33 protein-coding genes are annotated in these 25,850 nt (G+C 60.7%); 16 read left to right on the top strand and 17 right to left on the bottom strand.

Annotated elements, in window-relative coordinates:
- The first annotated feature begins 1 nt into the window (after nucleotide 1).
- Nucleotides 2-253, top strand: coding sequence for a hypothetical protein (locus KR52_RS07130; RefSeq protein ID WP_011364726.1), 252 nt, complete (start codon nucleotides 2-4; stop codon nucleotides 251-253).
- A 2-nt stretch (nucleotides 254-255) separates the two neighbouring features.
- On the opposite strand, the gene KR52_RS07125 is transcribed toward KR52_RS07130, so the two are convergent.
- From KR52_RS07125 to KR52_RS07115, 3 genes are read right to left on the bottom strand one after another with little or no spacing between them, the layout of a single operon-like run.
- Complete coding sequence (locus tag KR52_RS07125; RefSeq protein ID WP_038554102.1) at nucleotides 256-1,017, bottom strand: metallophosphoesterase; 762 nt, start codon at nucleotides 1,015-1,017, stop codon at nucleotides 256-258.
- Nucleotides 995-1,228 (bottom strand): TIGR02450 family Trp-rich protein, encoded by a 234-nt coding sequence (locus KR52_RS07120; protein WP_038554098.1) that lies wholly within the window; start codon nucleotides 1,226-1,228, stop codon nucleotides 995-997. Before KR52_RS07120 ends, KR52_RS07125 begins: the two co-directional genes overlap by 23 nt.
- Complete coding sequence (locus tag KR52_RS07115; RefSeq protein ID WP_038554096.1) at nucleotides 1,228-1,494, bottom strand: DUF3764 family protein; 267 nt, start codon at nucleotides 1,492-1,494, stop codon at nucleotides 1,228-1,230. Before KR52_RS07115 ends, KR52_RS07120 begins: the two co-directional genes overlap by 1 nt.
- A gap of 145 nt (nucleotides 1,495-1,639) precedes the next feature.
- Between KR52_RS07115 and KR52_RS07110 the strand changes: the two genes are divergently transcribed.
- Nucleotides 1,640-2,095 carry a Fur family transcriptional regulator gene (locus KR52_RS07110; RefSeq protein WP_038554093.1) on the top strand — a complete coding sequence of 152 codons (456 nt, stop codon included), beginning with the start codon at nucleotides 1,640-1,642 and terminating at the stop codon, nucleotides 2,093-2,095.
- Nucleotides 2,096-2,110: 15 nt separating this feature from the next.
- Here the strand turns inward: KR52_RS07110 and KR52_RS13925 are convergent, their stop codons facing one another.
- The 5 genes from KR52_RS13925 to stpA all read right to left on the bottom strand — a co-directional run bounded on the left by KR52_RS13925 (nucleotide 2,111) and on the right by stpA (nucleotide 5,315).
- Entirely contained in the window at nucleotides 2,111-2,311 is a 201-nt protein-coding gene (locus tag KR52_RS13925; RefSeq protein ID WP_084221961.1) for a hypothetical protein, read from the bottom strand.
- Between the two features lie 104 nt (nucleotides 2,312-2,415).
- Nucleotides 2,416-2,811 carry a GLTT repeat protein gene (locus KR52_RS07105; protein WP_038554090.1) on the bottom strand — a complete coding sequence of 132 codons (396 nt, stop codon included), beginning with the start codon at nucleotides 2,809-2,811 and terminating at the stop codon, nucleotides 2,416-2,418.
- Nucleotides 2,812-2,814: 3 nt separating this feature from the next.
- On the bottom strand, nucleotides 2,815-3,030 hold the full coding sequence (locus tag KR52_RS13630) for a DUF3721 domain-containing protein (RefSeq protein ID WP_253912335.1): 216 nt from the start codon (nucleotides 3,028-3,030) through the stop codon (nucleotides 2,815-2,817).
- Between the two features lie 48 nt (nucleotides 3,031-3,078).
- On the bottom strand, nucleotides 3,079-4,023 hold the full coding sequence (arsS, locus tag KR52_RS07095) for an arsenosugar biosynthesis radical SAM (seleno)protein ArsS (protein WP_173402203.1): 945 nt from the start codon (nucleotides 4,021-4,023) through the stop codon (nucleotides 3,079-3,081).
- A gap of 83 nt (nucleotides 4,024-4,106) precedes the next feature.
- Nucleotides 4,107-5,315, bottom strand: a complete 1,209-nt coding sequence (gene stpA / locus KR52_RS07090) for a glucosylglycerol 3-phosphatase (protein ID WP_038554084.1) — start codon at nucleotides 5,313-5,315, stop codon at nucleotides 4,107-4,109.
- A 179-nt stretch (nucleotides 5,316-5,494) separates the two neighbouring features.
- On the opposite strand from stpA, the gene KR52_RS07085 reads away from it, so the two are divergent.
- A complete protein-coding gene (locus KR52_RS07085) occupies nucleotides 5,495-6,799 on the top strand; it encodes a Rieske 2Fe-2S domain-containing protein (RefSeq protein WP_038557005.1) in 1,305 nt (434 codons plus the stop codon).
- Here KR52_RS07085 and KR52_RS07080 read toward each other — a convergent pair whose 3' ends face one another.
- A complete protein-coding gene (locus tag KR52_RS07080) occupies nucleotides 6,800-7,258 on the bottom strand; it encodes a hypothetical protein (RefSeq protein ID WP_038554081.1) in 459 nt (152 codons plus the stop codon).
- 299 nt (nucleotides 7,259-7,557) lie between these two features.
- On the opposite strand from KR52_RS07080, the gene KR52_RS07075 reads away from it, so the two are divergent.
- The 8 genes from KR52_RS07075 (at nucleotide 7,558) to KR52_RS07040 (ending at nucleotide 15,633) form a co-directional block, all read left to right on the top strand.
- Nucleotides 7,558-8,121 carry a glutathione S-transferase family protein gene (locus KR52_RS07075; protein ID WP_038554078.1) on the top strand — a complete coding sequence of 188 codons (564 nt, stop codon included), beginning with the start codon at nucleotides 7,558-7,560 and terminating at the stop codon, nucleotides 8,119-8,121.
- Between the two features lie 224 nt (nucleotides 8,122-8,345).
- Nucleotides 8,346-9,860, top strand: coding sequence for a hypothetical protein (locus tag KR52_RS07070; protein ID WP_038554075.1), 1,515 nt, complete (start codon nucleotides 8,346-8,348; stop codon nucleotides 9,858-9,860).
- 70 nt (nucleotides 9,861-9,930) lie between these two features.
- Nucleotides 9,931-11,061, top strand: coding sequence for a phosphotransferase enzyme family protein (locus KR52_RS07065; RefSeq protein ID WP_173402202.1), 1,131 nt, complete (start codon nucleotides 9,931-9,933; stop codon nucleotides 11,059-11,061).
- A gap of 1 nt (nucleotide 11,062) precedes the next feature.
- Nucleotides 11,063-11,638 (top strand): DOMON-like domain-containing protein, encoded by a 576-nt coding sequence (locus tag KR52_RS07060; RefSeq protein ID WP_038554068.1) that lies wholly within the window; start codon nucleotides 11,063-11,065, stop codon nucleotides 11,636-11,638.
- Between the two features lie 39 nt (nucleotides 11,639-11,677).
- Entirely contained in the window at nucleotides 11,678-12,652 is a 975-nt protein-coding gene (locus KR52_RS07055) for a lytic transglycosylase domain-containing protein (protein ID WP_038554065.1), read from the top strand.
- A 43-nt stretch (nucleotides 12,653-12,695) separates the two neighbouring features.
- Nucleotides 12,696-13,367: a hypothetical protein gene (locus KR52_RS07050; RefSeq protein ID WP_038554062.1), complete on the top strand. Its 672-nt coding sequence runs from the start codon at nucleotides 12,696-12,698 to the stop codon at nucleotides 13,365-13,367.
- Between the two features lie 29 nt (nucleotides 13,368-13,396).
- On the top strand, nucleotides 13,397-14,722 hold the full coding sequence (locus KR52_RS07045; protein ID WP_038554058.1) for an O-acetylhomoserine aminocarboxypropyltransferase/cysteine synthase family protein: 1,326 nt from the start codon (nucleotides 13,397-13,399) through the stop codon (nucleotides 14,720-14,722).
- Nucleotides 14,723-14,739: 17 nt separating this feature from the next.
- Nucleotides 14,740-15,633, top strand: coding sequence for a homoserine O-succinyltransferase (locus tag KR52_RS07040; protein WP_038554055.1), 894 nt, complete (start codon nucleotides 14,740-14,742; stop codon nucleotides 15,631-15,633).
- Nucleotides 15,634-15,672: 39 nt separating this feature from the next.
- Here KR52_RS07040 and KR52_RS07035 read toward each other — a convergent pair whose 3' ends face one another.
- Nucleotides 15,673-15,990, bottom strand: a complete 318-nt coding sequence (locus KR52_RS07035) for a hypothetical protein (RefSeq protein WP_038554052.1) — start codon at nucleotides 15,988-15,990, stop codon at nucleotides 15,673-15,675.
- A 59-nt stretch (nucleotides 15,991-16,049) separates the two neighbouring features.
- On the opposite strand from KR52_RS07035, the gene KR52_RS07030 reads away from it, so the two are divergent.
- The gene (locus KR52_RS07030) at nucleotides 16,050-16,634 is read left to right on the top strand and encodes an alpha-ketoglutarate-dependent dioxygenase AlkB (RefSeq protein WP_038554049.1); all 585 of its coding nucleotides are present in this window, start codon (nucleotides 16,050-16,052) and stop codon (nucleotides 16,632-16,634) included.
- Here KR52_RS07030 and KR52_RS07025 read toward each other — a convergent pair.
- Nucleotides 16,625-17,533 carry an AEC family transporter gene (locus KR52_RS07025; RefSeq protein WP_084221960.1) on the bottom strand — a complete coding sequence of 303 codons (909 nt, stop codon included), beginning with the start codon at nucleotides 17,531-17,533 and terminating at the stop codon, nucleotides 16,625-16,627. The genes KR52_RS07030 and KR52_RS07025 overlap by 10 nt on opposite strands.
- 84 nt (nucleotides 17,534-17,617) lie before the next feature.
- Between KR52_RS07025 and KR52_RS14745 the strand changes: the two genes are divergently transcribed.
- The 3 genes from KR52_RS14745 to KR52_RS07015 all read left to right on the top strand — a co-directional run bounded on the left by KR52_RS14745 (nucleotide 17,618) and on the right by KR52_RS07015 (nucleotide 18,886).
- Nucleotides 17,618-17,791, top strand: coding sequence for a hypothetical protein (locus tag KR52_RS14745; protein ID WP_173402201.1), 174 nt, complete (start codon nucleotides 17,618-17,620; stop codon nucleotides 17,789-17,791).
- Between the two features lie 246 nt (nucleotides 17,792-18,037).
- Entirely contained in the window at nucleotides 18,038-18,427 is a 390-nt protein-coding gene (locus KR52_RS07020) for an AbrB family transcriptional regulator (RefSeq protein ID WP_038554046.1), read from the top strand.
- 207 nt (nucleotides 18,428-18,634) lie between these two features.
- Entirely contained in the window at nucleotides 18,635-18,886 is a 252-nt protein-coding gene (locus KR52_RS07015) for a hypothetical protein (protein WP_156957633.1), read from the top strand.
- Nucleotides 18,887-18,926: 40 nt separating this feature from the next.
- Here the strand turns inward: KR52_RS07015 and KR52_RS07010 are convergent, their stop codons facing one another.
- From KR52_RS07010 to KR52_RS06995, 4 genes are read right to left on the bottom strand one after another with little or no spacing between them, the layout of a single operon-like run.
- Nucleotides 18,927-19,670 carry an amino acid ABC transporter ATP-binding protein gene (locus KR52_RS07010; protein WP_038554040.1) on the bottom strand — a complete coding sequence of 248 codons (744 nt, stop codon included), beginning with the start codon at nucleotides 19,668-19,670 and terminating at the stop codon, nucleotides 18,927-18,929.
- Complete coding sequence (locus tag KR52_RS07005; protein ID WP_038554037.1) at nucleotides 19,667-20,641, bottom strand: amino acid ABC transporter permease; 975 nt, start codon at nucleotides 20,639-20,641, stop codon at nucleotides 19,667-19,669. Before KR52_RS07005 ends, KR52_RS07010 begins: the two co-directional genes overlap by 4 nt.
- Complete coding sequence (locus KR52_RS07000) at nucleotides 20,641-21,531, bottom strand: ABC transporter permease subunit (RefSeq protein ID WP_038554034.1); 891 nt, start codon at nucleotides 21,529-21,531, stop codon at nucleotides 20,641-20,643. Before KR52_RS07000 ends, KR52_RS07005 begins: the two co-directional genes overlap by 1 nt.
- Nucleotides 21,531-22,592, bottom strand: coding sequence for an amino acid ABC transporter substrate-binding protein (locus KR52_RS06995; RefSeq protein ID WP_038557002.1), 1,062 nt, complete (start codon nucleotides 22,590-22,592; stop codon nucleotides 21,531-21,533). Before KR52_RS06995 ends, KR52_RS07000 begins: the two co-directional genes overlap by 1 nt.
- A 90-nt stretch (nucleotides 22,593-22,682) precedes the next feature.
- Between KR52_RS06995 and KR52_RS06990 the strand changes: the two genes are divergently transcribed.
- A complete protein-coding gene (locus KR52_RS06990; RefSeq protein ID WP_038554031.1) occupies nucleotides 22,683-23,009 on the top strand; it encodes a hypothetical protein in 327 nt (108 codons plus the stop codon).
- A gap of 15 nt (nucleotides 23,010-23,024) precedes the next feature.
- On the opposite strand, the gene KR52_RS06985 is transcribed toward KR52_RS06990, so the two are convergent.
- Complete coding sequence (locus KR52_RS06985; protein ID WP_038554029.1) at nucleotides 23,025-24,587, bottom strand: SulP family inorganic anion transporter; 1,563 nt, start codon at nucleotides 24,585-24,587, stop codon at nucleotides 23,025-23,027.
- A 30-nt stretch (nucleotides 24,588-24,617) separates the two neighbouring features.
- The gene (locus tag KR52_RS06980; protein WP_038554026.1) at nucleotides 24,618-25,823 is read right to left on the bottom strand and encodes an FAD-binding oxidoreductase; all 1,206 of its coding nucleotides are present in this window, start codon (nucleotides 25,821-25,823) and stop codon (nucleotides 24,618-24,620) included.
- Nucleotides 25,824-25,850: the final 27 nt, after the last annotated feature.

Below are 25,850 nucleotides of genomic sequence, written 5' to 3'. Positions count from 1 at the left end.
CATGGGTGACTCCGAGCCGCTTCAGCAGGCCAAAGCGATCGCAGCGGCGCTGGAGCAGCTGGCCGACCAGCTGCGCCCTGAGGTAATTCGTGCAGCACGACTGGATGACGACGGACGCCGCGATCTCGACCGGATCGAGTATGCCCTCGGGACCATCGGCAAGGCCTTAATCCTGACGGACTATTCCATCGACGAAGAGAAGGACATCGACAAACTCAAGGCCTTCCGCGAGTCGCAGAAGGGAATGGGCTGAATTCAGACGCTGCTCCAGCGCAGCACCCGGTGCTGAACGGCTCCATCAGGCGTCAGATCGAGCAACCTGCCCCCCGGATCATCGGCACGACCAAGGGGGCAGGGCTGCACCGCTTTGAAACTGCATAGCGTGGAAGGGCATCCGAGCAGCAACACGTCAGGCCGCATGGCCCAGGAGCCCTGCCAATGCTGGTGGATGTGTCCAAACAGCACCGCCCGCAGGACCCGATGAGGACGCAACAGCTTCTCAAGAGATGCCTGATCGAGGAGCCTGATCGCATCCATACCGGCATCGCCGATGGGGATCGGTGGATGGTGAAGAGCGACCACCAGGGGCAGATCACGGCGCTCCGGGCACTGCAGGCGCTGCGCCAGCCACTGGAGCTGAAGCGAGCCGAGCGCACCGGCAGCTGAACCCACCCGATGGCTGCTCAGCAGCAACACTCTCACGCCTTGCACCAACAGATCTGCGGGAGCCGTCGTCCAGGTTCTCCCCAACACCGCATCAAGCAGCAGCGGGTGATCGTGGTTGCCGGGCAGCAGAGCCACCGAGCAGCGCACGTGTTGGATCAGGGCCCGCCGCAGCCGGGCATAACCACCCCAGCTTTCGTCCTGGCAAAGGTCCCCCGTCACCAGCACCAGATCGGGGTTCAAGGCGCCACCCACCTGGAGAGCTCGCTCGAAGTGAGCCAGGGCCGGCCGTCTCCGCACCAGCCCCTGATCAGCGGCCACCAGGTGTGGATCACTGAGTTGAAGAATCCTCATCACTCTCCGAAATGGACTGCCAGCCGCTGCTCCAACGGGTTGGATCCCTGAGCTCACTCCAGAGCACACGCTCGCGATGCGACGGAGCCAGCACAGCCGCCAACTCAACCCACCGCAGCGGACCACGGCCGCCTTGCGTGATCAGCTCGAAATGGCGGTACCCGGCCACCGGGAGCTGGCTGGTCCAGGCCCGGGCAGGACGCCAGGCCATCAGCTGGCGAGGAACACCTGACTCACGGTGCTCTCAATCACGTGCCCCGAAGCCGCAATCATGTCGGTGTTGTCGGCGATGAATTGCTCCATCACACCTGGAGCAGCTTGCATCACCGCACACACCTTGGTGGGGTCGTCCTTGCTGACTCCCCGGTAGAGCGAGGTGATGCCAGCGATGTTCTGAAGCGGCAGGGATGCGTCATAGGTGATGACCCATTCAGCAAATGACTTGGTGATGGTGAAGGTGAGCACGTGGGTTTCCATCGACCAGAACAACAGCGCCGGCGGACGCTATCACCAACATTCATCGCCCTGATCGGCAACCGATGGGATCCGACCAGGGCTCTGTCCCGAGGGCGAGACAGCACTCTCATTAAGGCCTACTCTTGAGAATGAGCGAGGAGAAGCTGTGACATCGTCCTCCGCGCCTGCTGCAACGGACATCACCCTGCAGCAGGGGCTGCACCAGGGCGGACGCCGCCTGACCCCGCAGCGCAAACGGGTTCTTGAGCTGTTCAAACGCTGTGGCTCCGGCTGCCACCTCAGCGCTGAAGAGGTGCACCAGCAGCTGGCGGCACTGGAGATGAAGGTGTCCCTGGCAACCGTGTATCGCACCCTACGCCTGCTGGCCGACATGGGGCTGCTCCAGGAGCTGGAACTCAGTGAAGGGGGTCGACGTTTCGAGCTTGCCGTAGAAGATCACCGCCAACATCACCATGTGGTGTGCATCCGCTGCGGCCGCACCGAGGAATTCGAAAGTGAACCCGTGTTGGCAGCAGGGGCAGCTGCCGCCGCCCATGTTGGATTTCAGCTCATTGAATCCAGCCTGAACGTGCGTGCGATCTGCCCCAAGTGTCAGGGGTAGAGCTGAAGCACGGAATCACTCGGAGCGAAATTCCTTGTCGTAGAGATCAGCCATCAGAAGCTCAATCAGCTGCACAGACACCAGTTCTTTTTCGCGTCTCAAGCTGTTCAGCAAGATCTGAACCTGGCGGTGATGCATCAATGACACTTCACCCATCTCCAACCATCGGGCACTGAGCAGGGTTTGAACACGCTGGCGTGGCGACGATGGTGACATCAGATGCGCCCTGTTTTGCACACTGTCGCCAGCAGCACAGCCTCTGAAAAGGCGTTAGCAACACAAGTCTTCCGAAGCTTTTGTGAAGCAAACGCACGGGCTGCTTACTGGGGATGCTCGTTGCAGGGCATCCAGTAGTGATCGCCCATGCGGTGCACGCCCTCACAACCAAGTTGTCGAGCCTGTTCCTCCGCCTCCTCGCGACTGGGATAGGCGAGGTAGCGGGGATTGGTGGTGGAGCGAAGCTGAATCAAGCCCATGCTCATCGGGCCGGCGGTGATCACCCCCATGGTGTTGACACCAACAGCCACCAACCCCATCCCAACGATGGCGGCGTTAAACACCCCCATGGCTACCACCCCGATCGAAACCACGCCCATCGGCACCACACCGATGCAGATCACCCCCATCGGCACGATACCGATGGAGATGGTGCCGAGGGGAGCCACTCCGATCGCGATTCGCTTCGGCTTGCTGCCGCAATGCCCGCCTTCAGTCATAGATCAGTGGGCTCCCTGGTGATCCGCATCACCGTGCTTGTCGCAGACCATCCACATCTCGCCCATCTGGTGAGCACCGGTGCAGCCAAAACCTGGGGCCGCCGCCTCAGCTTCAGCCTGCGTTTTGAACATCGCCTGCTTGGGCTTGCCGTGGGATCCGGCCATGGCCGTTGTTGCCGTGAACATCAACGCGGCGACAGCAAAACAGATGCGTTGCAACGGGATGGCCTCTTCACAGATCCACCCACTATGCCCATAACGCGCTGATCAGCCCTGAAGCGCCCCGCCACAACTTGAGCCGGCGCCAGCGGTGCAGCCAAAACAATGCGGGGCCGTGTGGATGGGCTGATCCAGTGGAACGGCCTCAAGCTGAATCAGATCACGAAGGTGACGCACCTCACCGGGGCAGGGCAGGCCGAGCTGCTGATTGAAATCACAGTCGTAGAGATGGCCCTGCCAATCCACACTGATCAGCTGACGGCACATCACAGCCCTCAGATTGTCCGGGTTGTGTGCATCCTCAAGAAGGGTCTGATAACGCTGCAGATCGCCACTGCGTTCCAGTTGCTTGGCGAAACGTTGGATGGGCATGTTCGCCAACGTGAGCAGACGATCGAAGCGAATCCCCAACCCCCCCAAGACCTTCTTGTAATCCGCCTCCAAGGCTTGCTGGGGGGGAGGCAAAACCGGCCCAAGAGGGTTGTAGACGAGATCCAGCTGCCGGTTTGGATCGCCCGTTCCATAGCCCAGGGCATTGAGCTGACGCAACCCGCTGATGCTGCGATCAAACACGCCATCACCCCTCTGTTGGTCAACGTTCTCAGCGCTGTAACAGGGCAAGGAGGCCGTGATGCAAACCCCCTGCTCCGCCAAGAATTCAGCCAGATCGTCCTGGCCGGGTTCACTGAGGATCGTGAGATTGCAACGGTCAATCACGGCGGTGCCGAGCGACCGTGCCTGGCGCACCAACGCGCGAAAGCCAGGGTGCAACTCCGGCGCCCCCCCAGTGAGATCGAGGCAGGAGATGGAATGCCGTTCAAGGATCTGCGGAATCAACGCCAGCAGATCCGCAGCCATCATCTCGGTGCGGGTGGGCCCTGCATTGACATGGCAATGGGCACAGCTTTGGTTGCAGCGGTAGCCGAGATTCACCTGCAATGTTGTGAGCTGTCCGCGCTTCAGGGGCGGGAAAACGGTCTCAACAACAGCCACCGGATCTACGCGGATGAGGCTGATTCTTCCAGACAGAACAGCTCCAGGCGAGAGAAACAGATGCTCCGCTGCTAAGCAGCTAATCAACCCACCCGGCGACGCTTGGAGAGCTGACGGAACCAGGCGATGTACTGCTCCGGGCCATCGGGCATGAGCGCGTCAAGCCGCAGGGGATCTTCCGGATCGGTGATGCCTTGCAAGCTCCCATCGGCATGGCTGGGCCGGTCCACTTCTCCATGGCTGCTGTCAACGAGAACAACGCGATTGGGTTGACCGCACCAGCGGCCAAGGTCCTGCAGAAGGTTGAGGAAACCGCGATCGCTCCCTCCACGAAGCCAACCGGTGCCATCAGCCGATGCCGTGGATGTGACCGTGTCTCCCACCCCCACCAGCAGTGGCATCCGTTCCGCGGGGATGCGCTGCTGCGCCAACGCCAACAGCGCTTGGGGATCGTGGGGAGCCGTTCGCACATTGAAGCTCTCACCCAGGGGAGATTCACCCCAACGGCGCTGGATGTGCTGATTGAGCAGCACCAGAAGGCCGGCCTCCTTGATCGATCCGGTGAGCATGAATTGAATGTCGGTGGTTCCCACATCTCCAGCAGCAGCAGACTTGATCCGTTCCTGACCTTGTGCATCACGGCCCAGGTTGGGAGCCACATGCAGGAAGAACGATTCCTCCAGGCCCCGGTCGGCAGCCTCGGCAAGCAACTGATGCATCAGCTCCGAGAGCATCGTCTGCAGGGCCTGCTGCGTGGTGACATCAGCGGGGACGAGTTCAAAAATCCCGTTGAGATTGATGGTTGGTGAAACCTGGGTGTCCAACACCGCGGCTTTGGCCACCTCAGCCAGAGCATCCACACCCACCTGCGGCAGCAGGGCGGGGAGCCGCTCCATCAGCAGAGCTTCCATACGGGTAGGAGCTGCAGCCAAGAAGGCCATTTCCGCCGGCGAGACCCCGGGATGGCTCAGGTCGCCAAAGCGATCCTGCAGCTGCACCCCTCCAGCCGCCAGGCCTGGCAGATAACGCCCTTCACGTCTGGGGAGATCGGAATCCCCCAGGGCCTGCTCCACGAGGCGGTTCACCCCGCGCCGGCCTTCGTGCTCACCATTGGTCAACACTGCGAATTGACCATCCAGAGCGGCGACGGCATCCACGTAGGCAGCATCCATACGTCGCGTCAGTGGATCCTTCACCAGTGGCATGCAGACGCCGTCCAGGTCCTGCACGATCAGCAGGTCTTCAGCACCGGTGAGCTCCTGCAGCAACTGGTCGGGCGTCAAACGGGGCATTGAGGTTCAGGGAGGTCGCTGCAGCCGGCGAAACAGCGGTGCACTTTCTTCGCGCAACTCATTAGTGCCAAACCCGTAAGAAGTCCAGTGGTGAGAGGCAGTCAGAAGCACGGATGACAAGCGGAACACCGCAGCCAAGCCTTCCGGCCAGCGAACATGACGGCCTTGATGCTCCTGCCATGCACCCCACCTGGACCGAACAGTGGTGGCCGATCAGCTATGTGCAGGACCTCGACCCCAAACAACCGAGCCGGTTCACACTGCTGGAGCGGGATCTGGTGATCTGGTGGGATCGCGCCGCATCGAGCTGGCGGGTCTTCCCTGACGTCTGCCCCCACCGCCTGGTTCCCCTCAGCGAAGGGCGGATCAACGAGGAAGGGCTACTGGAATGCCCTTACCACGGCTGGAGTTTCGACGGCAGCGGCCAGTGTCAGCGCGTGCCGCAGGCCCTCGACAACACCCAGCCCAACAACCGCCGGTCCCGCTGCGCCAGCCTGCCGACAGCCACAGGGCAGGGACTCCTGTTCGTCTGGATGGGGGCGCCTGATGCCGCGGACCCCAGTCGGCTCCCTCTGGTGCCAGCCCTGGAGGAGACCCCAGACAGCTGGACGGTGCAAGACACCTTCCGCGATCTACCCATGGATGCGGTGACCCTGCTGGAGAACGTGCTGGATGTGAGCCACGTTCCCTTCACCCACCACAAAACCGTGGGCAAACGGGAGAACGCTGCGCCAGTGGAAGCATCAATCACGGGGGAAGACGCCAGCGGCTTCACGGCCTACTGGGAGGAGGGGCCGCGTCGGGGCAAGCTCGGCGCCCAATCCACCCGCTTTCATGCCCCGCAGTTGATGTGGCATGACCTCACCGCCAAGGGCTTCGGGCGGATCCTCACGGTGGTGTACGCCGTTCCGATCAGGCGCGGCGAGTGCCGCCTGTTTGCCCGCTTCCCCTTCCAGTTCCAATCCGCCGTCCCCCGGCTGCTGATCGGATTAAGGCCCCGCTGGCTGCAGCACATCGGCAATCACAAGGTGCTGGAAGACGATCAGGTGTTCCTGCATTGGCAGGAACGGGTGCTGGAGCGGGCCGGTGGCAGCCCTGCCGTGGAACGCAGTTTTTTCATGCCCACAACTTCAGACGTTTACGCGGCGGCCCTGCATCGCTGGTTGAACGCCAACGGCGGCGAGCCCTTTGCAGGACACGCCCTACCTCCGCGGCAATCCACCACGGCGCTGATGGATCGGTACATGAGCCACACCATCCACTGCCGCAGCTGCTCTGCAGCACTGAGACGGATTCGGGCTGCCCGTCCGTGGGCCTGGGCCCTGCTCTGGGGATCCGCTGTTCTTGTGGGCATCGAACAAGGCAGTGCCTGGAGCAGCACCGGCTGGGTGACCGCAGCACTGTCGGCCTTGGCACTGCGGCAACTCAACCGATGGGAGCAGGGGCTGACGGTCGGTAGCGGCCAAGCCCCCCGCAACCGCTGATCAGAGCCCCGGAACGGGAAGCAAGGTCGGCTTCACCTTGCCCTGAATGTCGACCTTGCCGCCAATGGTGATTCGGTCTTCGACCGTCACATCAGCGCGAACAGGGAGAGGTTGATCTGCCATGACCGTCACCTGCCCGTCAAGTTCTCTGACCCGTGCCTCGGCATTCACCGAGACGGACCCCGCGATTGAACGCACCGACACGGGCCCTTCGATCGCGAGAGGCGCATCTCCGCTGATGGTCACCGGCTCCTGCACCACAACCGGCAAAGCGGCATCGGACCGAATGGTGACGCTTGGCGGCAACACCAGTTTGTCCACCTGCAAGCCACCCTCAATCGCAATGGGAATGGGCCTGCTGAGCAACTTGGCTGCGCTGACCGCCAGAATAAGGCTGGACAAGACGACGGCTGCAGGCCATCGGTACGCCATCAGCAGGTCACGGCTGGACACGGGCATGCGAACAGTGAGTTGAATGCATTACAGCGCGCTTGGCTCAGGCCTGCCCGCAGCGGCACATTCACGGCGACTCGATCCTTTCGCCAGGGGCATCAGCGCAGAGAAGACTCTCAAACGCAACATCAAAGAACGATATCGTCAAATGTTGCGGCTCGTCAGAGCCAAGCAAAACACTGCATTCTTGGGATCCCAACGTCACCCAAGACAGCGGCCTAGAGCCTGAACAAAAAGGGCCAGTTCAGAGCACGCGACGTCCAGAACTGTTCATAAAGCTAGAATAACCATCATCAAAAATAGTTATGACGCTTTATCTCTACGGTGGCACCAAGACCCGTGTTTCGATGCCGAAGTGGTACATGGCAGAGAAAGGAATTGACCATGAGTACGTCAACATTGACCTATCAGCCGGCGACAACCTGGCACCCGATTATCTGAACATCAATCCGTTTGGAAAACTTCCCGCCCTGAAGGACGACACCAATGGTTTAACCCTGTTTGAATCCGGCGCCATTCTTCAATACCTGTCAGAGAATTATACCAACGAGGTAAAAAATGCTGCAACACGCGCCTCCATTAGCCAGTGGATTCTTTTTGCTAACTCCACCTTGGCCATTGCCTTATTTGTTCCATCCAACAAGGAACGTGAGTTTCCTCGACTGATGACAACACTCAACGATCTCTACAGCAAGAAACAGTTTCTTGTGGGTGAATCCTGGACAGCGGCCGACTGCGCCGTGAATGCCTACCTCGGCTATCTCCCCATTTTTTATCCGAATGAAAGCCTGTCGGCTTACCCAGCAATCCAAGCATTGAATGAACGAACCCGATCCAATCACAATTACAGACACATCATGGGTCTTTGATCCAAGCTTTTTGCAGTGCGCTCACAACCAAGTACTCGGAGGTCAAGACCCAACGCGCGACAACATGATCCATCAAAATTGCAATCAATCAGCAGGCCAAAAGAATCAAGACACCATCCCCCTCTTTTGACCAAGGACTCATTCAAAAAAACGCCCAGGGGAGAGGGCTTCGACAACTGACTGCCATCAACAGTTCCACCGAGAGCGCTGCTTAGTCTTGCCGCATGCGCAATTCCTTCTTCGATCAGAGCCTGGATGCCGAAGCCATCCGGCGGCGCGTTCTGGACCTGTCGGCCGGGAAGGTGGGGTTCTACAGCGTCGGGCTGTATCCCGCCTCCCTGGCCTACAACTGCGCCATGCAGAACGCGGAAGGTCGTCTGCTACTGGCTCCACGCCCTGGTCGGAAGCTTCTGGGGGCGTTCCCGAGCGACACGATTGCAACGATGGACGACGAGCACGTGGAGACCGTGCTCGAGATGGGTTCCCATCGCAGCGGCGGCCAACTGGTAGCCAACACCCTGAGTGATCTGATCGAGCGCTGCGACCTCGTGGTGCTCAGCGCCAACAGCAATCACATCGAGGAAGACCTCCACGAAGCCTGCCGCCTGCGGCAAGAGCTCCAACGGGAGCAGGTGGTGCTGGCCTGCCTGGCGGGATCCTTCAGCCATGACCCGATCAGCAACAGTGCCTATGTGCTGTGCGAACAGCAACCTGAGCTCGCCTTCTTTTCCGGCTTTCATCGCCATGGAGCTCTGCGCAATCCCTTCGACAGCTTCACGGCCAACTTCTGCCATCCCAATGCCCTGACGGCCATGCTCGGGGCCCAGCTGATGGACCAACTCTCCCCCAACATCCAGGTCTCCGCCGGTGTTCACAACGTGGAGGGGCAGTTCATCAAGGCCGCCAAAAACATGGCCTCAGTGTTCGCAGGATTTGGCTACGGCTTCCATCAGGACAATCCCGGAGTGTTGCCAACGCTCTTGACCCTGCTGCTGAACCAATGCCTGGACCAGGCGGCCACTGTGTCCATGGCACGTCCCGACCGCCAACGGCTCTACCACCGTCAGCCCTTTCCCCTTACGGAACTGGGCTACGCCGTCCCCAGGATCGAATCCACGCTGGTGCGCGACGGCGACTTCGAGCGGGTGCGCGACCACACCTTCAGCCAGCTCACGGCCATGGTTGCCGATGTGCGCGGCAGCATGATGATTCCAGTTTCCGGCAGTCCGACCCGGAACTTCCAAGCCGGGCAAGTGATGGCCAAGGCCATGCGCGAGCAGGGCCGCTGCCCCCATTCCATGGAGGAGTTGGAACAGTGGTGTGAAGCCGAAGGCCTGCGCAAAGGGGGGCTGGAAGGGCTGAAATCACTGCGCTACTGGCCTCAGATCGCCCGGAAATACGCCATCCCGGCCAACGACGCCTCCATGGTGAATCTGCTGTACATGGCGATTTACGGGCGGGCAGGCGTGAAGGACACCGCCTACCGGGTGATGACTGAGAGCCGTGAACTCTCCAGCTACTGCCAGGAATCCGTACGCCCTAGCCACAGCCGTCGCTACGCGGAAGCCCTTCAGAACCTCGATCTGCCGAAAGCTCTCGACCTGGTGGTGAACGCTGTGATTGCTGACAATGCCAATCAGGCCATGGGCAGAAAGATGGCACTCAACGAGAACGATGAGACCGGGATGCCGGCTTACCTGGAATTGATGGACATGATCGAAAGCCAGCTCGAGGCCTGAGTCGGCTGCTGTTCTGCACACCTGAACAGGCCAGAACGCCGACAGGGCGGCATGGTGCGGCTTGAGACCCATGCGACCGCTCATGACCGAGGCCCTGGAAGCCATCGCCGATCGCTTCCATCCTCGTGAGGGGATCAAAGCCATCCGCTCCCTGGGCTCGGGCAACATCAATGAGACCTTCCTTGTGACCCATGAGGGACAGGACGGTGCCTTTGTCATGCAACGCCTGAACACAAGCGTGTTCGATCGTCCTGACCTGGTGATGCAGAACCTGCAGGCCCTGGGTGACCACGTGGAACGCCGTCTCGCCTCTCCACCCCCGCAACTGCAGGGTCGACGCTGGGAAGTGCCGAAGGTGGTGCCTTGTCGCCAGCAGGCATCCCCGTGGATTGAGCAAAACGGAGAGTTCTGGCGCTCCATCACCTACATCGGAGCTGCTACCACCAGTGATGTCATCCGGGACTGTGCCCACGCCCGGGAAGTGGGCTACGGGCTGGGGATGTTCCACCACCTGATCAGCGACCTCCCCACCGATCAGCTGGCAGACACCCTGGAAAATTTCCACGTTACCCCGGCTTACCTCGACCGTTTCGATGCCGTCGCCGCGGCCACCAACCGCATGGGCACGGCTGAACGAGACGCCTGGGCCTTCATTGAGGAGCGTCGCCACGGGGTGGATGTTCTGGAAGCAGCGCTCGCCCGCGGCGAACTCCAACACCGCCCCATTCATGGAGACCCGAAGATCAACAACGTGATGATCGATGAGGCCAGTGGTCAGGCGATCGGCCTCATCGATCTGGACACCGTCAAGCCGGGACTCGTTCATTACGACATCGGCGACTGCTTGCGCTCCTGCTGCAATCCAGCCGGCGAAGACCCGCTCAGCCTCAACGATGTGCGCTTCGACATGGAACTCTGCGAGGCGATTCTCACGGGTTATCTGTCCGTGGCTGGTGGATTTTTAAGTGACTGGGACCTGCACTATCTGCCCCACTGCATCCGTCTGATCCCCCTGGAACTGGGGCTGCGGTTCCTGACGGATCATCTGGAAGGCGATGTCTATTTCCGCTGCGATCAGCCAGGTCACAATCTCCAGCGGGCCCTGGTGCAGTTTCGTCTCACCGAAGCCGTGGAAGAGCAGTTCCACGGCTTGGAGCAGCTGGTCGCGCGGCTGAAGCATCAGCAGAAACCGGGCCACTGACATGGCGCGTACTGCCGTGATGCTGTGTCAGGCCTGCCGCCTGATCCCGTTTGAACGGTCCATTCCTGCAGGGGTGGACATCAACGCCGAGCTGGTCTGGAGGCGGGAGGGTTGGCTGGATCTCAGCTACGGGGTTCTGACCCGAGCTGCCAAGGGCATTGGCGCCCTGAAGCTGCCAACGGGGCTGAAGGATGGTCCTCAACAGGGAGAGCGGAAAGATGATCTCTGGACCACCACATGTTTCGAGGCCTTTCTCGCCGCCCCTGGTGAGCAACGCTATTGGGAAGTGAATCTGGCGGCCAATGGCGATTGGGCGATCTATCGCTTCGATGACTACCGCAGCGGTCAGACTCGGCAGGAGCTGAGCATGCCCCCCAGGCTGCGGCTGCAACGCGGAGCCCATTCGATGCGGCTCGACGCCAGGATCTCTCTGGCCCCCTGGTGGACGCAAGGTGTGTGCCCGGACATGGGACTGACGGCCGTGATCGACCGCGGGCAGGACGGTCTGAGCCATTGGGCCCTCAGTCACGGCCGTCAAGCGGACTTTCATGACCGCAGCACCTTCCTTGCTGCCTGAACTGCACCGGTAGGGTCTGCACAGTGCCCCCGCCTCACCATGCACAGCCGCAACGTGCTGGTTGTCTCGGCTCTCACCGCAACCCTGCTGGCGGCGCTGTGGCTCAAACCGAAACAGCCGCGGGCCGAAGCCGAGGGGGCGGTGACCGAGTCGGTTGCGATCGAGGCGGTTATGCTCCCAGCCCAAGCGAGCCAGCCCAAAACGCGAGACGGCAGGCAGTACCCCGTGGCGCCCGCCGACCCTGTCGAGCTGGCAACGCTGCTGGCTGAGGTTGAGCGGGCGCTGAGGGACCCAGCCACACCGACGGAGGCACTGCCCGATCTCGGCCATCAACAGCAGGTGATCTACCGGGTCCTGTCGACGGACCAACCCAGATCCCAGCAGGTCGTTAAGGCCTTACCCCCGCGCTGGCGCAACGTGGCCAAACGTCATCTGGCGGCACGACGCGAATTCGTGCGCATGAGCCGTGGCCGTGGACCGACCATGCTCCCCGCCTGGCGGATCATTCAGCCGGAACCGGCGGACAAGCTTCTCAGCCACTACCGCAAGGCCGAGGCAGCGACGGGGATCGAATGGGAGGTTCTGGCGGCCGTGAACCTTGTTGAAACCGGCATGGGACGCATCGACGGCGTCTCCGTGGCCAATGCCCAGGGCCCCATGCAGTTCCTGCCCACCACCTGGGCCGAAGCGGGGATTGGCGCTGGGAACATCCGCGATCCCCATGACGCCATCCAGGCGGCAGCGCGCTATCTGGTGCGGCGGGGGGGGCTGCAGGACATTCGCCGCGGCCTCTGGGGCTACAACAACAGCGATTACTACGGGCGAGCGGTGCTGCTCTACGCCTCGCTGATGCGGGAGGACCCTGCCGCCTACACCGGTTTGTATCACTGGGAGATCCACTTCAATGCAGCGGACGGTGATCTTTGGTTGCCGGTGGGCTACAACCAGCCGCAGCGCATCAGTGTCCAGGAGCATCTGCAGGCCAACCCCGCCAGCAGATCACCAAACCGGTGAGCATCGACACCTACGCTGAGACCTGGCGTGATCCAGGAAGCGGGTGTCCAAGGAAACCTCCCATCGCGGTGATGAACTGAAGGGCCTCGGCTGGTCCGAGGCTGATGTGGCTCGCTACATCGAGCTCTGGGAATACCGGCAGCGCTGGGGGGCCATGAATTTGGAGCGCGAGGATCGCCTGTTCCTGCGCAAAGCCGAAAAAGCTCTGCCGGCGATTGTGACTGGACGGGCCGCCGCCAAGAAATCAATCAAAGACAAGACTTACTACCGCTGGCTGCGCTTCCATCTCGATGCGATGACCGAAGCCGAGGCGGGGATGGGCCTTGGCGACGGTGAACGCGGAGCATGGCCGGTGCTGCTGGAGGCTGAACTCCGCCTGCTCGACCATTACGAGCCCGTGCTCGGCTTGCCCGACACGTTGAAGGCCAAAGCCCTCAGCCCTGTGCGTGAAAAGCTCACGGCCCAAGTGGCTGCTCTCGGCAACACCAAGGCCTACGACTTCCAGGCGCCCCTCATTTCGCTGAAAGAGGAAGACAGCAGCAACCGCTGGAAGCACCTGCGCGAGGTGGACGCCAGTGATCGCACTTACCCCCTGCTCAGCGCCGACGGCGTGGCTGGATTCCGCAGCGAAGCTCACCGTGATCTTCAGGAGGTGATTCGCAGCACGTTCCCTTCTCTGGCGGAAACCGACAAACCAGAACTCGCTGACGATTAGAACGGAGGCAGTGGCCCCCGCCGAGGACGATGTCTCACCGTTTCGAGACCCTGCAGTTACACGCCGGACAATCGCCTGACAGCTCAACCAACGCGCGGGCGGTTCCCATCTATCAGACCAGTTCGTACGTCTTCAATGACGCCGAACACGGAGCCAACCTCTTCGGTCTGAAGGAGTTCGGGAACATCTACACACGGTTGATGAATCCCACCACCGACGTGTTCGAAAAACGCGTCGCTGCCCTGGAGGGCGGAGTGGCAGCGTTGGCCACCGCCTCAGGACAATCGGCTCAGTTTCTGGCGATCACCAACTGCATGCAGGCGGGAGACAACTTCGTCTCAACCTCATACCTCTACGGCGGCACCTACAACCAGTTCAAGGTTCAGTTTCCGCGGTTGGGAATCGACGTGCGCTTTGCCGAAGGTGACGATATCGCAAGCTTCGCGGCGCAGATTGACGACAAAACAAAGGCGCTCTACGTCGAAGCGATGGGAAATCCCCGCTTCAATATTCCCGACTTCGAAGGGCTTTCAGCCCTCGCCAAAGAGAACGGTATCCCCTTGATCGTCGACAACACCCTGGGGGCCTGTGGTGCTCTGATGCGACCGATTGACCACGGCGCTGATGTGGTGGTGGAAAGTGCAACCAAATGGATCGGCGGCCACGGCACCAGCCTGGGCGGCGTCATTGTGGATGCCGGCACGTTCAATTGGGGCAACGGCAAGTTCCCCCTGATCAGCGAACCCAGTGCGGCTTACCACGGCTTGGTGCATTGGGATGCCTTTGGCTTCGGCAGCGATGTGTGCAACATGCTGGGCCTACCCGAGAACCGCAACATCGCCTTCGCGCTGCGGGCCCGGGTTGAGGGGTTGCGGGATTGGGGGCCGGCCGTGAGTCCGTTCAACAGTTTCCTGCTGTTGCAAGGTCTGGAAACCCTGAGCCTGCGTGTGGAACGCCACACCGAAAACGCCATGGCTCTGGCCACCTGGCTGCAGGCGCACCCCGCCATCGCCCATGTGAGCTATCCCGGTCTGGCGAGCGATCCCTATAACGCTGCAGCGAAGAAATACCTGACAGGCCGGGGCATGGGATGCATGCTGATGTTCTCTCTGAACGGCGGCTATGACGATGCCGTGCGTTTCATCAACAGCCTCAAACTGGCCAGCCACCTTGCCAATGTGGGCGACGCGAAAACGCTGGTGATTCACCCAGCATCCACGACCCACCAGCAACTCAGTGAGGCAGAACAGGCCTCCGCTGGCGTGACACCCACGATGGTGCGGGTGTCTGTGGGCCTTGAACACATCGAGGACATCAAGGCCGACTTCGAGCAGGCATTCGCCGTTCTCAGCTGAATGGCAACCCAGCATCCATGGCGCTGATTCTTCCTGGCAGTTACCACAAGATCGCGGAGGTTGAACGCAACCGGATCTCCTGGATTGAGCCTGAACAGGCCGAACGCCAGGACATCAGGCCCCTGCGTATCGGCATCCTCAACATCATGCCGCTGGGCAAGCAGTATGAATTCAACCTGCTGCATCCACTGGGCCTTTCAGTGCTGCAGATCGAACCGATTTGGATTCGACTCAATTCCCATATCTACAAGAGCTGGGATCAGAACCATCTCGACCAGCTCTATGTGAGCTGGGATGAGGCCTTGTCCCAAGGTCCACTCGATGGCTTGATCATCACCGGCGCCCCCGTGGAACACCTGCCCTTTGAACAGGTCAGCTACTGGACCGAACTGGTCAGGCTGATCGAGGAGGCGCGACACACCTGTGCCAGCACCCTCGGCCTGTGCTGGGCCGGTTTCGCCCTCGCCTACCTGGCTGGCGTCGACAAAATCGCCTTCTCGAAGAAGCTGTTCGGGATTTACCCGATGCGGAGCCTCGTTCCGGGGCATTCGTTGATGGGAACCCAAGACGACCATTTCGTCTGCCCCCAAAGCCGTCATGCCGGACTGCCGGATGCCGCCATGGAAGCTGCTGAACGTGATGGACGACTTCGTCTGCTCGCCCACGGGCAGCAGGTGGGGTACACCATTTTCGAAACCCCGGATCAGCGGCAACTGATGCATCTGGGTCATCCCGAATACAACGTTGGGCGGATCCTTGGAGAAATGGAACGCGACCGGGCCAGGGGTGATGTGCCACCTCCCGAGAATTTTGATCCCGAGCAACCCAAAACCCTCTGGCGGTCCCACCGAAACCTGCTGTTTCAACAGTGGCTCTGGTTCTGTTATCAGCGGGTCAGCCTGGGGGCCTGATCCGTCCCATGCACCTGAGACACCTCATCAGAAGGGGTGTTAGCTGTTCCGTTTCGGGCTGGCTTCCAGATGTGCGGATGGATCAACTGAGATGGAATCCGGACGCTCTGCGGCCTTGCGATTGAGTTCCCGCTCCAAGGAGGCAATGCGCCTCTCGCGAAGGCAGTGACGGCATCCACCCAGGGTTTGGAGGTGCTTTTCCGGCGTGATTGTGATCAACTGAACCGGATGGGCCTTGCAACGGATTTGAACAGGACTTTTATAGCTGCGCCAACGAATCTCGCTGTAATCAAATTGATCGCCGAAACGCTGAGCAGCGCGTTTGAGGAATTCGTCTTGGCTGATTCGGGCTCCCATGCCTCCGAATGTATGGGACAGTCTCGTTAAGGAACCGACCTCGTCATCCGACGTCACGAATGAACGTCAATCCAGCCGCTCTTGACACGGACTGGTCGCTGCATCAGGGATGGCTTCAGACCAATGAAGCAAGGGTCTGGCACCACCAACTTGAACAACAACTCCAGTGGCAACAGCCGGTCGTGAGGGTCTTTGGCAAGCGCCACCCCGTTCCCCGAATGACGGCATTTCTAGCCAGCGAAGGAATCCAATATCGGTACAGCGGCACCCTGCACAGCGGCTGTGGCTGGCCTGCATGGTTCCAGCCATTGCTGAACCGGGTGAATGACACCTGTACGTGCGAATTCAACGGATGCTTGCTTAATCAGTATCGCCATGGGGAAGACCGCATGGGCTGGCACGCAGACGACGAGCCTGAAATTGATCAGCGGGCTCCGATTGCGTCCCTTTCATTCGGAGCAACGCGGGATTTTCAGCTCCGCCATCGCAACATTCCCCAACATCGGATGTCGGTGCCGCTGGCTGATGGTGACCTGCTGGTGATGCACCCGGGGTGTCAGAGCCGATGGATGCACTGCGTGCCCCAACGACGAAAAGTGCAGACCATGCGAATCAATCTCACCTTCCGCCGTTTTCAGAACTGAGATGCCAGCAGCACGCCCCATGCGGGCGCGGTGAACAACGCCAGCAGCGTGCTCCAGAACACAAGACCGGCAGCCCGCTCCTGATCAGCTCCCACAGACTCTGCAATCAACAGCAGTGAAATTGCTGTCGGCGCCGCCCCCTGCAAGGCAACCGCCTGCACCATCAGCGGATCGAACCGCAGCAGAAACGCAAGCGACAGCAGGAGCAACGGATACAGCAGAAGTTTGGCCATCAGTGGCCTCAGCAGCTGCAACGGACGAGCTGCCGGAGTGATTCCCTGGCGATGAATGCAGCCGAGGCGCATGCCCACCACGATCAGAGCCAGCATGATCACCAGGCGGGAAGGCCACCACAAGGCGTCGGCCACCCGTGCAGACCAGGGGGTTGCCTGAACCAGAAGAGCCCCGATGAGACCTCGGGTTGCCGGGCTGGCCACAACGTTGCGCAGCACATCGTGCAGCCGTTGCGATCCGTCGGCCTGCGACGCGATCAACATCGGCCCAAGGCTCCAGATCAACAGTGTTGCCCCAAGGTCGTAACCAATGCTGATGGGAAGGGCCTCGTCGGGCAGAAAGGCCAAGGCGAGAGGCACCCCGAAATAGGCCGTGTTGCCCGTGCAACAGCCCAAACGCAGTGTGGGAGAGGCCAGCTGATCCCATCCCGGCACACGCGAAGCCCCCACCAGAACCAGGCCCATGGCCAGAACCGCAAGCCCTGCGGCCTGCAACATGTCACCGCTCAGCCCTCCCTTCAACAGCAGGCCCATCACACTGATCGGGACCCCGAACCTCACCAACGGTGATGCAAAGCGGGTGGAGAGGGTTTGATGGTGTCGTCCAGCCCAAAACCCAATCAGCAGAGAGGGCACAAGCTCCAGCAAAAACCGAAGCATCGGCATCTCCACCTCAGATCAGGACCCTAGAAACCCGAGGCAGCTCACGCATCAGCGCTATCAAAACCACCGTCTCCATTCACTCAGTCAATGCTCCCAGCTTCAGGCCATCGCATCGTGCGCAGCGACGGAACGGAAGACCATCTGACGCGGCTGCGTTTCGCCAGCTACGACGCTGCATACGATGAACTTGAGCGGTATTACGCCGATTTCTGCTGTTCTGACGATGATCGTGTCGACTACACGATCATTGGCGAGCCCTGAAACAGTCCGAAAGGCATAGGGATACAACAGCCCCTGGAATGATCCAGCCGCTGAAAACACGGCACAGGACGCAAGATTTCCCCCTCAAGGTTCATGACAGGAGAGCAGTCTCAAGAGTCAGACCACAGAGACCCACTCCAGATGACCAACAAAGAGGCCACTTAGCCACAAAAATATTGAGCCATCTGATTGACACCCAGCACGCCAATCAGTTATGAATTACTCATCCAATGAGTTGCAATCGCAATGCTGACTGGTTCAGAGCTTCTCGCCAAGGTCAAAGATCTTGGAGATGTCTCCAAATCCGATCTGGTGAGAGCTTGTGGCTACGTCTCTGACAAGAAAGACGGCGGCGATCGCCTGAATTTCACAGCCTTCTATGAGGCGCTGCTCGAAGCCAAAGGTGTCAATTTGAGCAGCGGCGGTGCCGCAATCGGCAAAGGTGGTCGCAAGCTGAGCTACATCGCCAAGGTGCAAGGCAACGGCAATCTTCTGATCGGCAAGGCCTACACCGCCATGCTGAACCTGGAGCCCGGGGATGAATTTGAAATCAAGCTCGGCAAAAAGGCCATTCGTTTGATTCCCACCGGTGCAGCTGCAGAGCACAGCGAAGCCGCCGATCAGGTGGACGAGTGAGCTGCGGATTCATCGGCTGAGGCATCGAACCTCTAGCCATCCCCTCCCCTGCAGGGAGGGGTTTTTTAATTGTCGAGAGGTCAACCAAGCCAAGTGAAGGTGGTCCACAGGACATCGCAGGGGATGGCAAAGACAATCAGGCTCGGTAACGTCAGGCGGAACGAGGCGGCAGCGTTGAAGTCATTCAAAGCAGCCATCGTTTCACTCTTGAGCAACACGCTCCTGTTGTTGGGCTCCGCTGCCCTGTCCATCCACATCGTGCTGACCTTTTATCAGATGCACGGCCTGGCGCTCACCCTCGCTTTTGTGGCGTTTTGGTTGGTCAGTGTCACCGCTTATTTGCACTGGAAGGGACAAGGACACAGACGGATGTTGAGGCGATCAACAACCAAGCAACCTCTCCCCCAAGGGAACAGCGAAAAGCCTGAGAACGCCCGCAAACAACGCCTCTCGGCCTGACGGCAGTCGTCAAAGCGCTTCGTCAAAGAGCAACGTTGTTCTAGTGCTGCATTTGGTTCAGGAATCTCCGGCTGCGTTCTTCTCTGGCATTTGTGAAAAACGTCTCGGGGTCGGAGGTCTCCACCACCTGCCCCCGATCCATGAACATCACCCGATCCGCCACCTCACGAGCAAAACCCAGTTCGTGGGTCACCACCACCATCGTCATACCGCCCTTGGCCAACTGGCGCATCGCATCCAGCACTTCCTTCACCCGCTCCGGATCCAAGGCGCTGGTGGGCTCATCAAACAGCATCACCTCAGGATCCAAAGCCAGAGCTCGGGCGATCGCCACCCGCTGCTGCTGACCACCACTGAGTTGCGCCGGGTACTTGTGGGCCTGCTCGCGAATGCCCATCTGGTCAAGGAGCTCCATGGCCCGCTGCTCCGCATCAGCCTTGGCGCGCTGTTGCACCTTGATCGGAGCCAGGGTGATGTTGTCGAGGATGGAAAGGTGGGGAAACAGGTTGAACTGCTGAAACACCATCCCCACACGCTTGCGAATCGCCCGCACCTGACGTTCCCCATGGGTGGAATCCAAGGGAACGCCGAGCACATCCAGAGCTCCGCCATCCAGCGACTCCAGACCATTGAACGTACGAATCAGCGTGCTCTTGCCGGACCCGGAAGGCCCCATCACCACAAGCACTTCACCGCTGTTCACCTCAAGGGTGACGCCATCGAGAGCTCTCACCCCCTGGGAATAGCTCTTGACCAGATCAGTGGCTCGAATGGCGACAGTCATGAAGCGGAGCGGGCAGGGTCAAGCTGAACTTCCAGGTGGCGGGCCAGCAGCGCCATGGCCGTACACGCCAGCCAGTAAACCGCAGCAAGCCAGAGATACACCTCCAAATAGCGGCCGATGAACGCAGGATTCGCCAACAGGCTGCGGCTGATGCCCAGCAATTCCACCAAACCGAGAATGGCCATCAGGCTTGTGTTTTGCAGCAGACCCACCGCCTGGTTGGTGAGCGATGGAAGTGCAACCCGCAGCGCCTGAGGCAGCACCACCAGTTGCAGCACTTGGCGTGGCGACAGGCCCAGCACGGCTGCGGCTTCCCGCTGGGTGGGAGGAATCGCTTGCAAACCGCCGCGCACATCCTCTGCGATGTAGGCCGCTGCAAACAAGGCGAAGGCCACGACCGCCCGCAGAACTCGATTGATCTCAAGCCCTGGCGGCAGGAACAACGGGATCAGCAGTTGTCCAAAGAACAGAACCGCAATCAACGGCACAGCCCGCATCAACTCGATGTAGGCGGCGCTGCTCCAACGCAGCACCGGCAGCTCACTGCGCCGGCCGAGGGCCAGGAGGATCCCCAACGGAAGCGCCAAAGCTCCACTGCCTCCCGTGAGCAGCAGCGTGAGCGTCAGACCACCCCAACTGCGCGTCCCCACCGGCAGCAAGCCCAAACCTCCGGCCAAGAGCCAGACCCCCAACGGTGCCATCACGATCCAGAGCAACGGCAACCAACGGCGAACCCAGCCACGCTTCGGGCCGGCGATGGTCAGCAGCGTGAGCGTGATCAGTGCAGCCATCCACAGCAGCGGACGCCAACGTTGATCCGCGGGGAAACTGCCCACCGCATACAGCGGCAGATTTGTGGTCACCACAGACCAGTCGGCCCCAACCAGCAGCCAATGCAGCATTGACCAGCCAGTCCATCCGAGCAGAGCCAGCAGCAGCAGGGTGATGCCACGATCCAACCAACGGTTCATCAGCGGCTCCTGTTAAGACGACCCAGCACGGCACGGTTCAAGGCAGCCATACCGCCGCTGATCAACAGATTCAGCAGCAGAAAGCTGAGCAACAACAGCAGGAAGCCTTCAATGGCGCGGCCGGTTTGGGTGATGGTGGTGTCACTGACGGCGTAGAGATCGGCGTAGCCCACGGCAATCGCCAGGGTGCTGTTCTTGGCGAGATTGAGGTACTGGCTTGTGAGTGCTGGAAGAATCGCCGGCAGCGCCTGGGGCAACACAATGCGACGCAACCCAAGCCCTTCCCCAAGCCCAAGGCTGCGGAAGGCCTCCCACTGGCCCCGCGGTACCGCGTTGATGCCACCTCGCACGATCTCGGCAATCGATGCACCCGTGAACACCGTGAGCCCCACAAGAACCGCACAAAATTCAACGCTGAGGTTCAGGCCCAACAACTGAATGCCCTGATTCGAAAGCCGGATCAACCCACCGATCGGCACCGACGGAAGGCCAAGGAAGGCAACGAAGTACCAGAACAGCAACTGCAGGAGCAGAGGAACCTGACGAATCAACGCCACATAGCCCCCGGCCAGGCTGCGCAGCAGACGGTTGCTGCTGCTGCGGGCTGCACCAGCAGCCACACCCAGGACGGTGGCCAAGACCAGACCAGCCGCGATCACCTTGAGGCTGTTGAGCCAACCGATGGTCAGGGCCCAGAGGTAGCTGTCGGATGGGGCATAGGGGAGAGCTGTTTCCGCCAGAGCAAAACCTGCCGGTCGACCCAGCCAGCCAAAACCCAGTCCCAAGCCCGTCCGAATCAGATTGACGGCAAGGTTGTTGACCAACAGAGCCAGCAGGCCCATCAGAACAGCCGCGAAACCAACCTGAACCAGAAGACGACGCTGCCGCATCAGGTGAACGGTGGGGAAATCATCAAACCACCTTCACCGGCCAGGCGGTTCGCCCCCCGTGGAATCGCCACGGCACTATCGGGGCCGAGATGGCGGTTGTAGATCTCTCCGTAATTACCGGTGGAGCGGATCACCTGAACGACAAAGTCATCGGCGAGTCCGAGTTTGCGACCCAGACCCGGATCCACACCCAGGAAGCGCCTCAGAGCGGTCTGGGAGGGGTCTGCGGCGGCTTGCTTCACCACCGCATCCACATTCGCTTGGGTGATGCCCCGCTCCTCGGCTTCGATCAGGGCGTTGACCACCCAGGTCATGGCATCACCCATGGGCTGGTCCCCCCCCACCACGGCTGGAGCCAGGGGCTCCTTGCTGATCCGGTCGTCAAGGATCAGATGCTTCTGGGGATCACTGAAACCAGAGCGCGCTGCCGCCAGTTGTGACCGATCAGACGTCATGGCTTCGCAGCGCCCTTGGAGGTAGCCGCCAACCACCTGATTGAGATCCTGATATTTGATCGGTGTGTAGGGCAGCCCCTGGGAGGCGAAGGCGTCGTTGAGATTCTGTTCGGTCGTGGTGCCCGAGCCCACACAGATGGACTTGCCGCGCAGATCAGCAAGAGAGCGCACTCCGCTGTCGGCGTTGACCATCAAGCCCTGGCCATCGTGAAAGACCACAGGTCCAAAGCGCAGCCCGTTGCCCCCCACCGCATCGCGGCTCAGGGTTTGGGTGGTGTTGCGGGACAACAGATCGATCTCGCCCGATCGCAAGGCCGTGAACCGCTCGGGCGCTGTCAAAGGCCGGTACTGAACCTTCTCAGCATCGCCAACAAAAGCAGCCGCCATGGCACGGCAGATGTCCACATCCAGGCCGGTGTAACGCCCATCAGGACTGAGAAAACTGAAGCCTGGGATCTTCCCGCTCACCCCGCAGAGCAACTCCCCACGGCTTTTGACAAGATCCAGTCGCGATCCGCCTGCACTGTCCAAGGAGGCGCATGACGCCAGGAGAGAAGACAACCCGGCCAACACACCGATCAGAACACGCGCACGGGATCGGAACATCAGCGTTGGTACGAATCGGGTGGGATTGTCCCAGATCCCGCGCACATCCACCCCTTTCGATCTAAGTTCTCGCTCAAAAGGCCTGCATCGATGAGGGTCTTAACTGGCCTCTTGGCCGGATTGATCGTTGGAACCATCTCCCCTGCGTCCTTCGCCTGGGAAAGCGACGATCGCGCCGAGTACAACAACAAGATGGCCCTCCTGGGTGTTCTTTTGGAGGGCGCTTATCAGCGGGCAGGAGGTGACCTTCAAACGCTTTGCCTGCTGATCGGCATCAGCAGGGATGTGACCGAGCAATACTTGAACGCTGCCCCCGAAGATGCCCAGATTCAGATTCGCCTGCGAGACATGCGCCAGGACCTCGACGTCTGCTTGAAAAAGCTAGAGCAGGCGAGCGACGCCGATTCAAGACGGTGATTTCGCAGCTGCGCCTTAGCCATGGGCTGATTCCTGCCCGCCGATCCGCTCAAACAGATCGAGGCTTTCCTCATTGAGGCCCACGACGCTCACTACAGAACCAGCGTTGCGATATTTACGAATGACCTGATCCAGCGCAGCCACGCCGCTCTGGTCCCAGATATGAGCCTGGGAGAGATCAAGGGTGATGCGCTCGGGATGATCGTGAAGATCAAATCCTTGAAGGAAATACACCTTGCTGACAAAGAACAACTGCCCCACAACCCGATACAGACGCTCCTGGTCGCTGATCTGGATGGCCTCCACCTGAATCACCTTGGCCACCTTGCGGCTGAACAGAATTCCCGCCAGCGCCACACCAGCCAAAACACCCAGGGCCAGGTTGTGCGGCGTGGTGAGCATGGTGACGGCGAAGGTCATCAGCATCACCGAGGTGTCGCTCTTGGGGATGCGGCGCAGGTTGCGCAGACCATTCATGTCAGCCGTGCTTACGGCGATGCTGATCATCACGGCCACCAGAGCCGCCATTGGAATCTGCTTGAGCCAGGGCCCAGCCAGCAGAATCATCGCCAGCAGACTCACCCCCGAGAACAGGGTTGAAAGTCGCGTACGACCGCCGTTGTCCACATTCATCACGGACTGGCCGACCAGCGCACAACCAGCCATGCCGCCGAACAAGGACGACACAATGTTGGCGATGCCTTGGCCACGGGCCTCAACGTTTTTGTTGCTGGTGGTGTCGGTCTTGTCGTCGAGGATGTCCTGGGTCAGGAAGGTTTCCATCAGCCCCACCAGGGAGATGGCCAAGGCTGTGGGGAGCACCAGACCCAGGGTGTCGAGACTGAAGGGGACGCCGCCCTCTCCGAAGGGAAGCTGGAATGTGGGCAGACCGGCAGGAAGGTTGCCGAGGCTGCTGACTGTGGGGATGTCGAAGCTGAAGCCCACGCTGATCACTGTGATCACGATGATGGCCACCAGCTGTGATGGCACCACCCTGGTGAGCCGGGGAAGGCCATAGATGATCACCAGGCCCAGCAGGACCAAGGCCCAGACGATGGGAATCTGCCCGCCATGGGGGAGCAACGAGGAGGCCCCATGATCAACCTCTCCAGCATGGAAATTCACACCAAGCTGGGGCAACTGGGCCTGAAAGATCAACAAGGCCAGCGCATTCACAAACCCGCTCAGCACCCCTTGGGGGACAAAGCGCATCTGATAGGCCAACCGTAAATATCCCCAGAGAATCTGCAGCAGACCCGTCACCAGCCCCGCCACCATCAGGTACTGGACACCCAGGCCTGGCCCCCGGGCTTCGCCGGTGGCCACAAGACCGGTCATCAACAGGGCGGTTGATCCGGTGGCTGAGGTGATCATGGCCATGCGACCACCCACGACGGCGATCGTCAGCGCCAAGCAGAACGCTCCAAACAAACCAACCTTGGGGTCCACCCCAGCGATCCCCGAAAAGGCAATGGCCTCAGGAATCATCGCGAAAGCCACCACCAGACCAGAAAGCAGGTCTTTGCTGGGGTTGTCCAACCACTGATTCACCAGGGTTGGATGGGATCGCTTGGCCATCAACGGCTGCCGTTTAGCGGCGACCGTAAATCAGAGGGTCGGCAGGGTGCCTGCTGGATCCAGGCGCTCTTTGAGCTGACGCAACCCCGGCAACCAGGGTCCGAACGCTGCCTCCAGCTCCTTTTGATGAAAGGGCAGATGGTCATGAAACTGTGCCAGATGCACGCCAGGGCAGACCGGCTGGAGGAGCTGCCAGACCTGCTCCAGCCAAGCAAGGCTGCGCATCTGACCCGAGGCATCCCCCGGCGTCCACGCGGCTGTGATCCAGGGTTTCCATGCGGCATTGCGGTGCACAAACGACGTGGCCTCCACCGGGACCCGTTGCGTCGCCCCGCCAAGCTGCTGACAGGCCAGGCTGCAGCCCGGATGTGGACGCTGCTGCAGCAAACGGCCCAGCTCCGGCATCAACGGGCCCCATGCCCCAGCGCAGGCGGGCCCCAATAAACCCACAATCTCCGCATGACATCGGGGAGGCATCGGGGTCGAGCCTCTCAAGGATGGGAGATGATGAAGCCCCTCGATCCTTTGGGCTCCTGCGGATTCAACAGCAGAGATGCGGAGCAAGAGCACCGCGTCACCGCTCTGCCAATGCCACTGCAGGCTGGCGCGCGAGTCGGCCGCTTCCGCCTGGAGCATGAGTTCAGGCAGTTGATCGGGCGACACCACGGGTTGCTCCACCCACAGCGCCTCGAGCGGGTGAGTGGTGAGGCGCAGCTCGCTCACCACCCCCAGAAACGGGGCTGCTCCACAGAGCCCCCTCCACTCCAGCGAACCGAAATCGTCAGCCCGAGACAGCGCAAAGGGGCTGCCGTCGCCCCAGACCCCATGGACCTCGAGCACTTGATCGACAGCGAGCCCCATCTGCCGGCTCAGCGGCCCCATTCCGCCGGTGAGCACGTAGCCAAGTCCGGGCAGGCCCGACAAACCAGCAGCCACGGTTCGGCCGTGGGGCAGCAAGGCCTCGAGCACATCTCCCATGCGGCAGCCCGCGCCGATCCACACCGACTGGTCCTCGGGCTGCCAATCAAGACGTTTGAAATGGGTTTGAAGATCGACGGTCCAGTGGTCGGCCACGGCGGCCCGAGATGTGGTGCCCCCGCCACAGAGACGCAGAGGCCGGGGGCCGCTCCAGTTCTGAATCAAGGCCGGTAACTCCGCTGGTCGGGGGGAGACCAGACCGGATCGCCGCGCATCAGCTGCCTGCGCACTGAAGAAAACGGGACGGTCTGAATCCATTACGATGCGACCGATATCGTCAAACCA

This window comes from Synechococcus sp. KORDI-52, from assembly GCF_000737595.1.
In the GTDB taxonomy this organism is placed as follows: domain Bacteria; phylum Cyanobacteriota; class Cyanobacteriia; order PCC-6307; family Cyanobiaceae; genus Parasynechococcus.
Note: the sequence above shows the minus strand (reverse complement) of the source record. Positions and strands in the feature narration are given on the sequence as shown.

What these genes read in the sequence shown, in the direction of transcription:
- KR52_RS07130 (WP_011364726.1), top strand. Translation starts at nt 2, where the DNA reads ATGGGTGACTCCGAGCCGCTTCAGCAGGCCAAAGCGATCGCAGCGGCG.
- KR52_RS07125 (WP_038554102.1), bottom strand. Translation starts at nt 1,017, where the DNA reads ATGAGGATTCTTCAACTCAGTGATCCACACCTGGTGGCCGCTGATCAG.
- KR52_RS07120 (WP_038554098.1), bottom strand. Translation starts at nt 1,228, where the DNA reads ATGGCCTGGCGTCCTGCCCGGGCCTGGACCAGCCAGCTCCCGGTGGCC.
- KR52_RS07115 (WP_038554096.1), bottom strand. Translation starts at nt 1,494, where the DNA reads ATGGAAACCCACGTGCTCACCTTCACCATCACCAAGTCATTTGCTGAA.
- KR52_RS13925 (WP_084221961.1), bottom strand. Translation starts at nt 2,311, where the DNA reads ATGTCACCATCGTCGCCACGCCAGCGTGTTCAAACCCTGCTCAGTGCC.
- KR52_RS07105 (WP_038554090.1), bottom strand. Translation starts at nt 2,811, where the DNA reads ATGACTGAAGGCGGGCATTGCGGCAGCAAGCCGAAGCGAATCGCGATC.
- stpA (WP_038554084.1), bottom strand. Translation starts at nt 5,315, where the DNA reads ATGCCCCGTTTGACGCCCGACCAGTTGCTGCAGGAGCTCACCGGTGCT.
- KR52_RS07085 (WP_038557005.1), top strand. Translation starts at nt 5,495, where the DNA reads ATGCACCCCACCTGGACCGAACAGTGGTGGCCGATCAGCTATGTGCAG.
- KR52_RS07080 (WP_038554081.1), bottom strand. Translation starts at nt 7,258, where the DNA reads ATGCCCGTGTCCAGCCGTGACCTGCTGATGGCGTACCGATGGCCTGCA.
- KR52_RS07075 (WP_038554078.1), top strand. Translation starts at nt 7,558, where the DNA reads ATGACGCTTTATCTCTACGGTGGCACCAAGACCCGTGTTTCGATGCCG.
- KR52_RS07070 (WP_038554075.1), top strand. Translation starts at nt 8,346, where the DNA reads ATGCGCAATTCCTTCTTCGATCAGAGCCTGGATGCCGAAGCCATCCGG.
- KR52_RS07065 (WP_173402202.1), top strand. Translation starts at nt 9,931, where the DNA reads ATGCGACCGCTCATGACCGAGGCCCTGGAAGCCATCGCCGATCGCTTC.
- KR52_RS07060 (WP_038554068.1), top strand. Translation starts at nt 11,063, where the DNA reads ATGGCGCGTACTGCCGTGATGCTGTGTCAGGCCTGCCGCCTGATCCCG.
- KR52_RS07055 (WP_038554065.1), top strand. Translation starts at nt 11,678, where the DNA reads ATGCACAGCCGCAACGTGCTGGTTGTCTCGGCTCTCACCGCAACCCTG.
- KR52_RS07045 (WP_038554058.1), top strand. Translation starts at nt 13,397, where the DNA reads ATGTCTCACCGTTTCGAGACCCTGCAGTTACACGCCGGACAATCGCCT.
- KR52_RS07040 (WP_038554055.1), top strand. Translation starts at nt 14,740, where the DNA reads ATGGCGCTGATTCTTCCTGGCAGTTACCACAAGATCGCGGAGGTTGAA.
- KR52_RS07035 (WP_038554052.1), bottom strand. Translation starts at nt 15,990, where the DNA reads ATGGGAGCCCGAATCAGCCAAGACGAATTCCTCAAACGCGCTGCTCAG.
- KR52_RS07030 (WP_038554049.1), top strand. Translation starts at nt 16,050, where the DNA reads ATGAACGTCAATCCAGCCGCTCTTGACACGGACTGGTCGCTGCATCAG.
- KR52_RS07025 (WP_084221960.1), bottom strand. Translation starts at nt 17,533, where the DNA reads ATGCCGATGCTTCGGTTTTTGCTGGAGCTTGTGCCCTCTCTGCTGATT.
- KR52_RS14745 (WP_173402201.1), top strand. Translation starts at nt 17,618, where the DNA reads ATGCTCCCAGCTTCAGGCCATCGCATCGTGCGCAGCGACGGAACGGAA.
- KR52_RS07020 (WP_038554046.1), top strand. Translation starts at nt 18,038, where the DNA reads ATGCTGACTGGTTCAGAGCTTCTCGCCAAGGTCAAAGATCTTGGAGAT.
- KR52_RS07010 (WP_038554040.1), bottom strand. Translation starts at nt 19,670, where the DNA reads ATGACTGTCGCCATTCGAGCCACTGATCTGGTCAAGAGCTATTCCCAG.
- KR52_RS07005 (WP_038554037.1), bottom strand. Translation starts at nt 20,641, where the DNA reads ATGAACCGTTGGTTGGATCGTGGCATCACCCTGCTGCTGCTGGCTCTG.
- KR52_RS07000 (WP_038554034.1), bottom strand. Translation starts at nt 21,531, where the DNA reads ATGCGGCAGCGTCGTCTTCTGGTTCAGGTTGGTTTCGCGGCTGTTCTG.
- KR52_RS06995 (WP_038557002.1), bottom strand. Translation starts at nt 22,592, where the DNA reads ATGTTCCGATCCCGTGCGCGTGTTCTGATCGGTGTGTTGGCCGGGTTG.
- KR52_RS06990 (WP_038554031.1), top strand. Translation starts at nt 22,683, where the DNA reads ATGAGGGTCTTAACTGGCCTCTTGGCCGGATTGATCGTTGGAACCATC.
- KR52_RS06985 (WP_038554029.1), bottom strand. Translation starts at nt 24,587, where the DNA reads ATGGCCAAGCGATCCCATCCAACCCTGGTGAATCAGTGGTTGGACAAC.
- KR52_RS06980 (WP_038554026.1), bottom strand. Translation starts at nt 25,823, where the DNA reads ATGGATTCAGACCGTCCCGTTTTCTTCAGTGCGCAGGCAGCTGATGCG.